This is a genomic window from Pedobacter sp. SG908 (genome assembly GCF_011759615.1).
GTDB classification, from domain to species: Bacteria; Bacteroidota; Bacteroidia; order Sphingobacteriales; family Sphingobacteriaceae; genus Pedobacter; species Pedobacter riviphilus.
On the sequence record NZ_JAAOYY010000001.1, the window covers coordinates 2003827 to 2018276 of the forward strand.

A 14450-nucleotide genomic window follows, 5' to 3' on the forward strand; every position below is an offset into this window, starting at 1 on the left:
TAAGACATGTACCAGAAAACCAGGCTATGTTTATTATTAACAGCATTCTTGTTTTTAACAACAGGAACTGTGATTGCCCAGCAGGAAAAAAGCCTACTGCTGGGGACTGATTTTCAGTTTAAAGGCAAATGGTTTAATGAGGTCAATAAAGATGGCATCAGTGGCAGCATTTTAAGGTTTTTAGAAGGAGAACAGGATAGTACATCTGATGCATTAACCGTGATGAATATCGGAAAAGCAGGTCGTTATGCCATCTGGATAAGGACCCCCGATTTTGATACACGTCCCCGTACCCGGTTATTCCAGCTTTCGGTTGGAAATGCCAGGTTAAAAAAAGCAGGAGGACATGGAAAACCAGGATATGCTTGGGAGCGTCTCGGAAGTGCTGACCTAAAGGAGAGTGATGTGCTGTTGCGCCTCCATAATTTTAATTTTGGCCGCTGTGATGCTATTCTTTTTATGCAGGATAGCACCATCAATCCAAATGAGATAGATAAGAAAATCCTTTTATCCTGGAAAAAGCTTCCTGTTATGCAGGAAACACTTACAGCGGAAAAGAAAAACACGAGCCCCGCACTTCAACTGAGCAAGACGGATAAGATCATTGCAGGAATTGAAAACGAGGCTGTACGTGTGCAGTTTGTAAGGACGGGAGCTGACCATAAGGCTATCGCTTGTAAAACAGAAATAAAAAAAGATGGGGTTTGGCAACAGGTAAGTACTGCAAACATGGAAGACCACCGGGTTTTCTTAATCAGTACTAATGCTACCGCCATCCAGTTTAATAAATATTATCCAACCTGGGACAGCCAAAAACCAAAAGCATATTTTGTTTTTAAGGGTTATAAATATGCAGTTTATCAGCCTGGGGCCGATCTCAATCCTTTTGAGGCTGGTAACCTCAGCGAGGCCATTCCCATAACTGCAGAAGCTGTAGATAAACAAACCATAAAAGTTCAATATGTAACCAGGAATGGTTCTGCAATAACCGGTTTGTGGACATTACATCCGGGTCAGCAACATATTGATCTGCGGTTGATCTGCAAGACTGCCCAGCCAGGGTATTATAGCATGGGGATCGAAGCCTTCCAGCCTGTTTCCGATCAGGAGCTGGAAAGCGTATCGATGGCACCCATGTTTCAGTATAAACGGCTTTCTGACGGCCCGCAAATGATGATTACTTCAATGATGCAGCAACCCTTGGCTATTGTTTCTTCAAAAACAGGGCAAGGTATTGTTTCTAGTTATGTGGCAACAAGTCCTGAATTATTTAAAAAAGACTGGGGTTCTGTAGACTATGCGCCTGCAGGTTTTACACTAAAGAACCACAATAACCAGATACAGCCGGTTATGTTTTCTCCGGTTCTGGGAATGAATGATTCTAAATACCGTGCAGGAGAGTTAATTGACAGGCGATTTATTATTGGTGTAAAATCGGGCAATTGGGATTCGGCCATGGATTATGTGTCGAAGGAAGTGTTTGAGGTAAAGGACTATCGGAAACAAGAACAAGCTTCGCTTACTGATGCGGTATTCAACATGATTGAGCTGGTGAAAAACGACAATGCTGCGGGATGGTCGACTAAGCTAAAAGGTTTTTTTGATATTGAAGGTGACCCTAAAACAGCACCTACAGTTGTAAATGCCACACCATTGGCCAACATCGCGCTTTCTGTATTGCAGAATGATGAAGAATTTTACATCAGCCGGTCATTGCCAACTATAGAATTTACGCTTTCCAGAAGCGGATACCGATGGGCAACCGATATTGTTCCAACAGCTTATAATGCTACACGAAAAACGCTGGAGTTCAACCCGCTTACCTCTCAGTTCACCACATCTTATTACGTAGGATTGGATCGTTTATTGGGCGGATTGAATCCCTGGCTGAAAAATATAGCACTACCGGGAGATAGCCTTAGGGTGGCAAAAGGCTACTCAACAGATTTCCATTCATGGAACCAAGCGCTTTGGGCATACCAGCTCACAGGCCAGGCAAAATGGCTGCAGCAGGCAAAAAAAGATGCAGATCTTTTTATTCAGCAAAAAATATATAACAATACCAATAAAGTATTGAGTCATGTACCTTTTTACAATGCCAGTTTTTATGCACCCTGGTGGGACCTGCTGGATCTCTATGAAACAACAAAAGATAAAAAGTATCTGAAAGCCGCAGAATATGGTGCACATTTTACCATTGCGGGAATACGCAGCTATCCGAAAGTGGAAGATAGCCTGCAAACCATTCACAAGAATAATCATTATGATGGCGTTACGCACATCTGGTGGAAAGGCAACGAGCCTTATCGTTTAGGTTTTCCACGGAAAAATGGTGATGTACAGGAAAAGAAAGTACCCGAATGGCTGGTATCGCCGGTAGGCCTGGGCCTGGAGCAGCCTAGTACTTATTTTACCCGTGTAAAAGATCAAACAGTCCGTCCGGTATTTATGAGTAGCTGGGCACCCCATTTGCTGCGCTTGTTCCAATATGAAAACAACCCTATCTACGAAACCTATGCCCGCAATGCCGTAATCGGTCGTTATGCAAACTATCCTGGATATTACGCTACGGGTTTTACCGATATACCCATGTCAGTTGATTTTCCTTATAAAGGGCCGGATGTGAGTTCCATTTATTATCATCATATCCCACCACATATCGCTTTTAGCCTTGATTACCTGATCTCAGAAAGCATACAGCGTTCGAATGGAAATGTAGCGTTTCCTTATAGCAAACAGGAAGGATTTGTCTGGTTTAACAATCGGGTATATGGTGGCAGAAAAGGAAAGATCTTTGGCGATCAGGAGGCTACATTGTGGATGAATAAGGGCCTGGTAAATATTCAGAATGCAGGAATCAATTATGTTACTGCAATTTCGGATAAGAACTTCTGGATCCTGCTTTCCTCAGAAGCTGAGTCTGAGCAAAAAGTAGCCGTACAATGGACTGATGCTACGGCTGCGCTAAAGGATGGGAAAGCCCTGGTTTATGCGCAAAGCGATCAGTCAGTTTCCAAGGATTTTAAAGCGGCCAAGATTGATGTTGTTGTCCCTGCAAAAGGATTCAAAGCAATTGCTATTCCATTAAAGGCGAACCGGGTAGCAAAGAAATATCAGCCGGTAAAAGATGGAATGAAGGTGATTGACCTGGGGGCTCCCTGGGGACGTATATTCCTGTTCCGTATCCGCTCTCCCTTTGGTTGGGATACCTGCTATGGATTTGCAGAAACGGCTCCTTTAAGTGGGTATTCGGTAAGCATCAATTGTAACAACCAGCTGCAGGAAATAAAGCAATATCCTTACGAATGGAGTTTTAATAAACTGGGGATGGGCGAGGACGCAAAACTGGAACTCATTTTTAAAAGTAATGATGGGAAAACAAAATCAAAAAAAATTGTACTCAATGGTAATGAATAAAAAAGGTGTGAAAACTGCATTGCTTGCTTGTTTATTAATGCCTGTTACTGCATTTTCTCAAACCAGGCCTGATAGTGATAAGATTGCGGCCTCCCAGGCAGGGGCTTCTCCTCTTTATTTTGATGTTTCTGCATCCAATATCCCAGTAATTGAAGTTAGTAATTTCAACAATGAGCTGGAGTGTAATGTTAGGGGAGGCTTTCCGGGCTTCTTTGAAAAAGTAAATTCGGGTAAAAAGGTGGTAGTTGCTTTTATTGGAGGGAGCATTACACAGGCAAATTTTGGTTATCGCCTTCAAACGGCCAAGTACCTGGAGCAAACCTATCCTCAGGTCAGCTTTCAATGGATCAATGCAGGTGTATCTGGCACGGGAACGGAGCTGGGTGCATTTAGGATCAATGAACAGGTACTTAGCCACCAGCCCGATCTTATTTTTATAGAATTTGCCGTTAACGGCGCTTATGCCGCCGGGATGGAAGGGATGATCCGTCAAACAATCAAAAAGAACCCCAATACAGCTATTTGTTTGCTGTATACCATTTTAACTGGACAAACTGCCTTTTATCAAAAAAATGAGTTGCCACCAAATATTAAAGGATTGGAGCAGGTTGCAGCACACTACGACCTACCTTCTGTGAATTTAGGAATGGAGCCAGCAAGCCTGGAAGCAGCAGGAAAGCTAATCTGGAAAGGAAACCCAGCTGAGCAGATGAGAATTTTGTTTTCTGAGGATGGAATCCACCCGACTACGGTAGGGGGAAATTTCTACGCTGCGGCCATAGCCCGTGCTTTCAAAAAAATTGAGACAGCAAAGCCCTTAAAAAAGAAGGAGCTGCCAAAGCCATTAATTAGTGCCGCATGGGAGGAGGCAACAATGGTAGATCCATCAATTTTGCCAGTTCCTGATCAAGGCTGGAGGGTGTTACCAACTGATACTGATCCAAACCTTAAAAAATTCAGTCCCTGGTTTTCTAATGTACTTTCTGCTAATAAGCCCGGGGCCACATTTAGTTTCCGTTTTAAGGGTGATATGCTGGGTGTATTTGATATTGGCGGACCTGAGGTTGGGCAACTGGAGTGGGTCATAGATGGGAAACTGGTAAAACTAAGCAGAGAAAAGGAGGGGAGTTTTATTTATTACCAGGCAAAAGATACAACCGCTGCTGACGTGTTGAATAGATTTAACAGCTACTGCAATAACCGTTACCGCGGGCAGTTTGATGTAATTAAAGTGCCTCAAGGGAACCATTTGGTAAAGGTAACCCTGTCTGGCCAGAAAGCCGATAAACTCATGATCCTGCCTGAGGACAAGAGGGCGGATATTGTTCAACATCCTGAAAAATATGATCAGACAGTGATCTATTTAGGTCGGATTTTACTAAGAGGGACATTACTGAAATGAAACAGATTTTTAAATTAAAAAAGCATATTAAATTCTTCTGCTTTTCGGCTGTGCGCTGTTTATGTAGCTATAGAAAGTAAAATCGGTTGCAGTAAGGCATGGCAGTCCGGTAGAAAGTAATGGTGCCAATGTTTTTAATGCAAAAGGATTTCCCTTGTCGCCATTCAGAACAGACGATTGGAAAAGTATAACAGAAGGAAAGAAATAATATAAAATATTTTTATGATCACAAATCAAGGAGGCGAAAAGAGGCAGCTGCGATCTAACGAACTCGCGGCAGATCTTGCCATTATAGGGGGTGGGGTATCAGGAACCTGTGCCGCAATTACCGCTGCAAGGCAAGGGTTAAAGGTTGTACTGGTGCAGGACAGGCCCGTGCTTGGCGGAAATGCGAGCAGTGAGGTAAGGTTATGGATGCTGGGGGCCACATCACATATGGGAAATAATAACCGTTGGGCAAGAGAAGGTGGTGTGGTGGATGAGCTGATGGTTGAAAATATGTACAGGAACCCCGAAGGAAATCCGTTGATTTTTGATACGGTTTTGCTTGATAAGGTTGTTTCAGAACCTAATATTACCTTATTGCTTAATACCGGGGTGTATGATGTAGAGAAATCAGCCGCAGATCAACTGAGCGCCGTAAAAGCCTTTTGCAGTCAGAATTCTACCGAATATACGATACACGCACCACTTTTTTGCGATGCATCAGGAGATGGCATTGTGGCCTTTCTGGCTGGTGCGGCGTTTAGGATGGGAGCAGAGGCCAAAGAAGAATTTGGAGAACAGTTTGCGCCTACAAAAGAATATGGGGAACTGCTTGGCCATAGCCTGTATTTTTACAGTAAGGATACCGGCAAACCCGTAAAGTTTGTAGCCCCTTCTTATGCATTGGATGATATTACAAAAATCCCCAGGTTTAGGAATTTTAATGCCAGGGAATACGGATGTAAACTTTGGTGGCTGGAGTATGGAGGAAGACTGGATACGGTACACGATACTGAAAAAATAAAATGGGAACTCTGGAAAGTTGCCTACGGTGCATGGAACTATGTAAAAAACTCAGGCAATTTTCCTGAAGCCGAAAACCTTGCGCTAGAATGGGTAGGCACCATACCGGGCAAAAGAGAAAGCCGCCGTTTCGAAGGCGAATACATCATCAAACAACAGGATATTGTTAATCAGCAGCTGCATGATGACGCCGTTGCATTTGGTGGCTGGAGCATAGATCTGCATCCGGCAGATGGGGTGTTCAGCGAGAAACCCGGCTGCAATCAATGGCATAGTAAAGGTATTTACCAGATTCCATACCGCGCTTTGTACAGCCGCAACATCAGGAATCTTTTTTTGGCGGGAAGGATTATCAGTGCAACGCATGTTGCCTTTGGCTCTACAAGGGTTATGGCTACCGCCGCCCATGCGGCGCAGGCAGTTGCCATGGCAGCGAAAATCTGTAAAGACAAAAACCTGTTGCCAGCGGAGATCTATCACAAAGGATTTATGCCCGAACTGCAGACTGAGCTGCTGCGCGGTGGGCATCACATACCAGGTCTTGTACTCCATGATGCGCTCGATCTTGTGCGCAGTGCGCAGATTACAGCATCTTCAGAACTGTTGCTGACAGGTCTTCCCGAAAGTGAACTGTTTAAGCCACTCGAGTTTTCCGTTGCACAGATGATCCCCCTAAAAGCAGGTGCAATCGGGGCTTTTGTTGTACATGCAGAAGGGGATGCGGCAACGGAGTTGGAAGTAGAACTTAGGATTAGCAGTAAAAAGAGCAACCATACGCCAGATTTGACCATAGGTAAAGTTTCACTGCCAATAAATGTTGGGCGTAATTGCCTGCAGATTAGCTTTGATGCGATAATACCTGAAGAAACCTATGCGTTTCTTACCTTTATGAAGAATCCTGATGTTAGACTGCAGTTCTCAGCGAAGCGGGTTACGGGACTATTATCCGTGTTCAACGCCATTAATAAAGACGTATCCAATTATGGAAAACAAAGTCCGCCAGAGGACATCGGGGTTGATGAGTTTGAATTCTGGTGCCCCAAGCGCAGGCCCGAAGGGCACAATCTTGCATTTAACTACGCATCTGGTATCAATGCTTTTGGTGCTGCAAATGTTACCAATGGCATAGATAGACCAGTTTCTGCGCCAAATGCATGGGTGGCCGATTGGAAAGATAAGCATCCGGCATTAAGCATCAGCTGGAAAGAAATCAAGACTGTTAAACGGATCGAGTTGTTATTTGATACCGATTTTGATCATCCAATGGAGTCTGTCCTGATGGGGCATCCGGAAAATGTGATGCCGTTTTGCGTAAGGAATTATGTAATTAAAGATGATAAAGAGAACGTTGTTTTTACTAAAACCGGTAATTATCAAACCAGGAACATCATTGAGCTAACTGAGCCTTTAAATACCAGGAGCCTAACGATATATTTGGAACATCCTTCAGACGAGGCACCTGCGGCTTTGTTCTCCGTGCGTTGTTATCAATAATACTAAATAACTAAATAGCAGATAAATTAAATGGGAAAATTAGATTTTGTGGTAATGGCGATTTTTGCCTTACTTATATTCGGTATCGGACTTACATTTACCCGTGTGGGTAGTAAAAGCGGGCAGGCTTTTTTCGAAGCAGGAGGAGAAACACCCTGGTGGATCAATGGCTTATCCTTGTTTATCAGCTATTTTTCGGCCGGAACCTTTGTGGTTTGGGGATCTATCGCTTATAAACATGGGCTGGTTGCCAATGCAATACAGTTAACAATGGCCATCAGTGGCTTAATTGTCACCTTTTTTATTGCCGGAAGATGGAAAAAAACAGGCGTTGCAACTGCGGCTGAATACATCGGCAAACGTTTCGGTGCGGCCGAAAAACAGTTTTATACCTATATGACCTTACTGCTAAGCCTGTTCACCACTGCTGCAGTTTTGTATCCGGTTGGTAAGATGGTGCATGTAGCTACCCCATACTCACTAGAAACCTGTATCATTGTGATTGGGTTGATCATTGTGATATACACCGCTGCTGGCGGATTATGGGCGGTTTTAGTGACTGACGTGGTTCAGTTTGTAATACTTACAGCAGCGGTACTGATTGTGATCCCTATTGCTTTTTCTCAGATCGGCGGACCTGCAAACCTTGTGGCAAAAGCGCCGCCCCACTTTTTTGAGCCTTTTAACCAGGACTATACCTATGGGTTTATGCTGGCTTTCATTGTATATCAGACCTTTTATATCGGTGGAAACTGGTCATACGTGCAACGTTATACCAGTGTGTCAAACCAAAAAAACTCAAAAAAGGTAGCAGGTATATTTACCATCTTGTATTTTGTAAGTCCTTTTATCTGGATGATCCCGCCAATGATCTACCGGGTGATCAATCCAAATCTTCAGGGACTGGAAAGTGAAGATGCATACATGATGTTGATCCAAAAAGTAATGCCGGCAGGTTTGATAGGGCTTGTGCTGGCCGGAATGGTTTCTGCCACATCCAGTAAAGCCAATACAACGATCAATATGGCCTCAACTGTTTTTGCGCAGGATATTTATAAAAACCTGCTAAGACCAAAAGCCTCAGAAAAAGAAGTGATCTGGATGGCCCGATTCTTTACCCTGGTTTTTGGCGTTCTAACAATTGTTGTTGCCATTTGGATTCCAAGCGCCGGGGGAATTGTTGAAGTGGTTTTAAGTACTGCCTCTATTGCAGGTGGAGCATTGTTTGCACCGATCATCTGGACACTTTTTTCTAAACGTCAAAGCGGATTTTCAGTAGTTACCGCTACTGTGGCATCATTGCTGATCAACCTTTTCTTTAAAGTAATTACTCCCGGTATTTGGGGCTTAAAATTCGATCGTACCATGGAAACCTGCATGGGAATGGGTATTCCAATAGCGGTACTTTTGTTTTTTGAAATATATTATACTGCCAAGGGGCATATTTCTATTAAAGTAGAAGAAATGGAGCAGGAAAAAAGAGTTACCGCGGTACGGGTTGTAGATCCGGCCCTACATATAGAGGCTGCAAAGCAAAATAAATTCGGGATAGGTGTTATTGCACTTTCAATGGGCATTGTGGGGATAGGCATCGGAATACTTGGGTATATCGCAAAGGATTTTTCAATAACCGTAATGGCAGTTGGCGGTTTAATCCTGATTTCGGCAGGGTTAATATGGCGGGTAGCCAGCAAAAAGTTAGTTGTTTAATACAAACAGTACAGAAGTTTTTGGGTGGGTGCTTTTTTACTATCAGGAGCAGAACGCTATAAATACAGGAAAACCCATCCAAAGGTGAGGTAAAAACAAAAATATATAAATATGATACGATTCTTTTTAAAGTACAAAGGCAGCAGATTATTCATTTTTTTGCTTGTTTTTAATCTTAATGCTTTCAGCCAAACCAATAACAATACATTACACTTATTTGTAATTGGAAACAGTTTCTCGCAAAATGCGACCACTTTTCTGCCTCAAATGGCCAAAGAAACGGGTAAAAATTTAGTTATTGGTAGGGCAGAACTTGGCGGTCATTCTTTGGAGCAACATTGGGGTTATGTAGAAAAATTTGAAAAGGATTCAACCGATGTCCAAGGAAAGCCATACGGAGGCAAATCGTTGAAAATGTTATTGTCGCAAGGTACTTGGGACGTAGTGACCATTCAGCAATATTCATACCTTTCGGGCGATTCATCAAGCTACAATCCATACGCGAAAAAACTTGTAGACTATATTAAAAAGCTTCAACCAAATGCAGAAATCGTGATTCACCAAACTTGGGCTTACCGTGCTGATGCAAAGAAATTTGGGAAAGTTGGGCCAGAGCAATTGGCTAAAAACCAGTTTGAAATGTGGCAAAAATCTCGTGAAGCATACCACAAACTAGCAAAACAGTTTAATGCCAGGCTTTTACCTGTTGGCGATGCGTTTGAAGAAGTAGCGACCAATAAAAAATATGGCTATAAAAAGGATACGGCTTTCGATTTTGAACATCCTGTTGCATCCAATTTACCTGATCAAACTCATTCTATCAATGTGGGCTATTTTTGGAACAAACAAGAATTGGCCTTTGATCCAAACCATGCGAATGATGCGGGGAAATATTTAGGCGGTTTGATTTGGTACGGGATACTTTTTAAAGATTCCCCGAAAAAAATAGGATTTAAACCCGCATCTGTTTCAGATGATTTTAAAAGTTACCTGCTTGAGGTTGCCAATAAGGTTATAAAGGTTTCCAAAAACTGATTTTTGTGATTTCAATCTCCTTCAATAATGTTATTTGGCAATTACTTTTCTCTTTCCTTTCTCATTTTCATCAGTCTCCCAAGCTCATTGTATTCTGTCATCTTGGTGTCTAGTTCTGCAGTCCGCTTTAAATTAGCTATAAATTTATTGCTTATCCGCACGATCGTTGACCCACAGTGGGGCAAAGATTTTTTCGCTACACTCGTTTTTGATTGCTCTAAAATCTACAGCATCTATGTCATTATCATCTTTATTTATCGGAGAATTTCCAGTTTGTCTGAGCCTTCAGGTTTATGCAGATAAAAAGTATGGGCTTTTGGCATCATATTTTTTGCTGTTTTAGAAATAAGGGGGGAATAACCATAGGTTTGAGGATCCTTACAGACTAATGTAACCACTTTTCCTCCGCCATAAAATTTCAGTTCTGCATCTGGGCAGGGATAGATGAAACTTCTCTTTTCAACAGCATAATCTGCCATCGATTTGGTAAGATCTTTTTCTGCATCTTTATTCCAGGGGGTAGAAGCCGCTTCTTCGCGAATGCTTTGCTTCAGCATTGATAAATATTTTTGCTGATTTCCTTCTTCAAGTGTTTTTTTGAAATCTAAATAAAACGCATCCACTTCTTTTCGGATTTTGGCAGAATTTTGAAGATTCTGGCTTTTGTCCCAGCCGGCTATTTTCCAGTTAATGTCTTTATTATCAAGAATAAAAGATGTTTTGTACTCAGCAAAGTTTTGTGGTTTATTATCTAATTTTGGAGTCTGATAACTAAGAACCTGCCACTGATATTGCTGACCTTTATCTTTGGCATTCATCTGATCTAAGATTGACATTGGCTCTTTATTTTTCGAAATTTCGACCTTGACAGATGAATTCGGGGAAAGGGAAGGAGCGAACACGGTTTCATCCTTTTTAGCGGGGTAAAGGCGAATGGTAACCTCTTGTTTGCCAGGCTGAAGAATATACTGATTGAGATTTACCGTCAATCCTGAGCGTTCTCCCAATCCGAAATGACTTGTAACTGGCATGTCGTTAATTAAAATTTCATAAGAACAATCTGCATGTTCGTATTTTAATCTAAAAAGCATTCCTTCCTTTTGATAGGGTGAATCGTTCTCACCTGTTTTTTTGGCTGGATACGAGTGCCTTAGTGGTTTTTCTATCTGTGAATAAACGCTCATTGTTGTCAAAAGCAATCCTAAAATTATTATAGTTTTTCTATTCATATGTAGAGTTTCAGATCAATTATAATAATTTTATCACATATTCGAGATTTATTTTAAATTGCTTTCAGGTTTATTCCTGCTCAAGAAGATAAAGCGGATTCGGTTATATTGGTAGATACGATGAAGCGCTAAACTTATAAAACCTTTAAACGGGGGGGTACGACTAATGATATTGCTAATATGTTTTTTTATAATTTAAGAAGAGCGTCACAAATATTAAAATGAATCCCAGAAAGCGTCTTGCGATTGATGATGTGAAAAGCAAAGGACATGAAGCCATTTTCGAAGGTTATGGAAAAGCAGCCGATTACAAATAAAATAAGAAACAAAATATATGTCGCATATAAATTTAGTGATGTCTTTAAAAGATTTTTCTCAATATGTTGAAGATATTATAGAGAAAGAGAATGGTAGTTTTTTTATTGAGACAAAAGATGATGATGAAATTTCCTTACAGAAAATTAATCACGGAGAGGCAGATAAAATTAAAGACAACAGAGAGAAAAGTCTTAGATTTTATATAGTATCGGAGAATCTGGATACTATTTTCCAAACTGAAATTTTTGATGAACTGGAGCCTATCATAATAGATGGGGAAGGAGGTAGAAAAACTGATGAAAGCTGTTTTATACAAATGATAATTTGCAGTATGGGCTGTTCACCAATAATGAACAAAAGCTTTATTTGATCAGATAGATAGGCAGGGTGTTCAGCAACCTAATACCGTTTGATAAGGACAGTCTTTAAAATAACATCGCATTTGGCCATTTCAAGTATGATGTTATTGCGTTCTTCTGATCTGCAATTAAAAATACTTTTTAAAATGAAAAATAAATTATTACTAGCGATCCTCATCGCGCTGTCCGGTATTCATGCATCAGCACAAAGTGTATATACCGGCTATGTTAAATTCAAAAAGAGTGGTTATAGTTTAGTGGTTGATAATGCAAAAACGGAGAAAGAGAAAAGAGAAGGAGAAAAGTTTATCAGAAATTTGATTTTGCAGGTGTATGGTAACGATGCCTTAACAAACGGACTAGGTACCGATATCGAGGAGCATGTTATTGTTGTAGGCAGGAGTAAAGATGCAATTGAATCGATGAACGCTTACTACAAGGATCAGCTAAAGGGTAAGAGCATTGAAAATATATCAATCGCCATTTACAGTATATTAAAAATCAAAGGTGCTGTCAGTTCAGAAGCAGGTGGGTATTCGCTGATAGACCTGAAAAATAAGAAGGCCTATGACCTTTATGATGAAAGAATCATTAACTTAACGATTTAACTTTTTTCGTTGAAGATCTGGAAAAGTCACAATATTTCTGGACTGTGGCTGTTGGGAAAAAAGATTATAATAAAATATAAACGATATCAAAATGCATATATGGCTGGGCTGTATATTTCATCAAATGTAACCCCTCTAATTCAGGCCAAGCTGGCCGCCAATTTAGTTGCCAGATGTAGTATATAATGTTAATTCCCTCTCAACAGATATAAACATTGGTACCAAACTCCCTTTTCCTTATCGCATGCCCCGTCAGGTCTAACTCAAGACCGATTTTCTTGCAAAACCAGGCATTTACATGTCCCAAGTTAGAAGCGACACCTCAAATTCCAAAAAAAAACGGCATGATTGACTCAAATCAATAGCCAGGTCACAAGAGTCGCCTCGCATAGAGATGCTAGACTAGAGCCTCTTATTTTACGCCAATCTGAAAAGTTATTACAGAAGAATATGTTGAAAAAAGTTTGATCTGAAGACCAAAACGGCCAGTTTGCCCTGAAATGGGGTGATCAGCTTAAAATGAAACAGGGTGTCAGCTTAAATGCGAAACGCGCGGCCATTTTTCCTGAAATACCCACATTAACAGTTATTCTTAAATAAACTGGCACACGGCCGCCACGATAGTTTTTCTGCCTTTTAAGATAAAAAAGCAAGCTAAAATTAGTTTTCATATAAACTGAATTAAGGTTAACAAAATTAGCCCTGCAGTCTGAAAACGTCAAGATGTTCGATGATCGAATATCTTGTTAATCAAGTGATTATATGTAATTCGATGAGTAATTTTAGTTCCAGAATTACTCACCGAATCGCACACACTTTTAATATGAGAATCGGTGAGTATTTTGATTTTTCTGGTAAACAAAAAAGCTTGCAATCATTTGATTTGCAAGCTTTTAAGTAGTTTGATACTATCTTCTGTGATCCCGCTGGGATTCGAACCCAGGACCACTACATTAAAAGTGTAATGCTCTACCAGCTGAGCTACGGAATCATTTCCTTTTGTTTAAGGAGGTGCAAATATAGGGATTTATCCTTTTCTTGCAAACATTTTTTAAAAATGTTTTTGATGTTTTTCTCTGAGGTTAAAAATAGCCACTCTAACTACTTGATTTTAAATTTTCTACAATCAAAATTAACCTTAAAATTTACTTTATCCCATCAACAATCCACATTACTTACTGGCTTTAGGGATAAAGTTTAAAAATGATTGGAATTGTGCTTTGTGCTTATTTTTATCCAGTTTAAAATAAAAAGCACCACGACGCGAGCTTGATTTATCCTTATCAGCCTGTTTGATTAATAATCCACTGGCTGTAATCTTACGGATAAAATTTCGGTTATCAATTGGCGAATCGTAAACCTGTTCGTACAAGGCCTGAAGTTGTGGTATGGTAAACCGCTTGGGCAATAGCTCAAACAAAATAGGATGTAGGGCAGCCTGATAGCGAATTTTATCCATCGCTGCCTTAACCATCACATCGTGGTCGAAAATTAGTTCTGGAACTTCTTTAAGTTTGAACCACTCAGCATGATATTGGTCGTTTATCTGTTTATGGTATTTATTGATGTCTATCAGTGCAAAATAAACTACCGAAACCGTTCGTTCAATAGGGTCGCGATCTGGGTGGCCGTATGCATGCAACTGTTCCAGGTATACATCGTGTAAACCGGTTAATTCCAGTAAAATCCTTTTAGCGGCACCGTCAAGATCTTCTTGCTCACCAATAAAACCACCCATCAAACTCCATTGATCTTTTACCGGTTCTATTGCTCTTTTTATCACCAAAAGTTTTAGCTGGTCGCCGTCATAACCAAAAATAATGCAGTCTATTGCAACAAGAACAGGTTTTTGATTTAAATATTTTCCCAT

9 protein-coding genes and 1 tRNA gene are annotated in these 14450 nt (G+C 40.8%); 7 read left to right on the forward strand and 3 right to left on the reverse strand.

All coding sequences use genetic code 11. From position 1 onward, the window contains the following. The first annotated feature begins 6 nt into the window (after nucleotides 1-6). The 5 genes from FHT21_RS08220 (at nucleotide 7) to FHT21_RS08240 (ending at nucleotide 10066) form a co-directional block, all read left to right on the forward strand. The gene (locus FHT21_RS08220) at nucleotides 7-3417 is read left to right on the forward strand and encodes a hypothetical protein (protein WP_167294213.1); all 3411 of its coding nucleotides are present in this window, start codon (nucleotides 7-9) and stop codon (nucleotides 3415-3417) included. Then, nucleotides 3410-4819 (forward strand): SGNH/GDSL hydrolase family protein, encoded by a 1410-nt coding sequence (locus FHT21_RS08225; protein WP_167294214.1) that lies wholly within the window; start codon nucleotides 3410-3412, stop codon nucleotides 4817-4819. The genes FHT21_RS08220 and FHT21_RS08225 overlap by 8 nt, the downstream gene beginning before the upstream one ends. Before the next feature lie 222 nt (nucleotides 4820-5041). Then, complete coding sequence (locus tag FHT21_RS08230) at nucleotides 5042-7321, forward strand: FAD-dependent oxidoreductase (protein ID WP_167294215.1); 2280 nt, start codon at nucleotides 5042-5044, stop codon at nucleotides 7319-7321. 30 nt (nucleotides 7322-7351) lie between these two features. Beyond that, nucleotides 7352-9031, forward strand: a complete 1680-nt coding sequence (locus FHT21_RS08235; RefSeq protein ID WP_243853914.1) for a sodium:solute symporter family protein — start codon at nucleotides 7352-7354, stop codon at nucleotides 9029-9031. A 111-nt stretch (nucleotides 9032-9142) separates the two neighbouring features. Continuing rightward, nucleotides 9143-10066: a DUF4886 domain-containing protein gene (locus tag FHT21_RS08240; protein ID WP_167294216.1), complete on the forward strand. Its 924-nt coding sequence runs from the start codon at nucleotides 9143-9145 to the stop codon at nucleotides 10064-10066. A gap of 254 nt (nucleotides 10067-10320) precedes the next feature. Here the strand turns inward: FHT21_RS08240 and FHT21_RS08245 are convergent, their stop codons facing one another. Beyond that, entirely contained in the window at nucleotides 10321-11295 is a 975-nt protein-coding gene (locus FHT21_RS08245) for a hypothetical protein (RefSeq protein ID WP_167294217.1), read from the reverse strand. A 355-nt stretch (nucleotides 11296-11650) separates the two neighbouring features. Here FHT21_RS08245 and FHT21_RS08250 point away from each other — a divergent pair, with 355 nt between their 5' ends. Continuing rightward, complete coding sequence (locus FHT21_RS08250; RefSeq protein ID WP_167294218.1) at nucleotides 11651-11983, forward strand: hypothetical protein; 333 nt, start codon at nucleotides 11651-11653, stop codon at nucleotides 11981-11983. A 135-nt stretch (nucleotides 11984-12118) separates the two neighbouring features. Further along, on the forward strand, nucleotides 12119-12580 hold the full coding sequence (locus tag FHT21_RS08255) for a hypothetical protein (protein WP_167294219.1): 462 nt from the start codon (nucleotides 12119-12121) through the stop codon (nucleotides 12578-12580). A gap of 918 nt (nucleotides 12581-13498) precedes the next feature. Here the strand turns inward: FHT21_RS08255 and FHT21_RS08260 are convergent. After that, a tRNA-Lys gene (locus FHT21_RS08260) sits at nucleotides 13499-13571 on the reverse strand. A 180-nt stretch (nucleotides 13572-13751) separates the two neighbouring features. Continuing rightward, nucleotides 13752-14450, reverse strand: coding sequence for an NUDIX domain-containing protein (locus tag FHT21_RS08265; protein ID WP_167294220.1), 699 nt, complete (start codon nucleotides 14448-14450; stop codon nucleotides 13752-13754).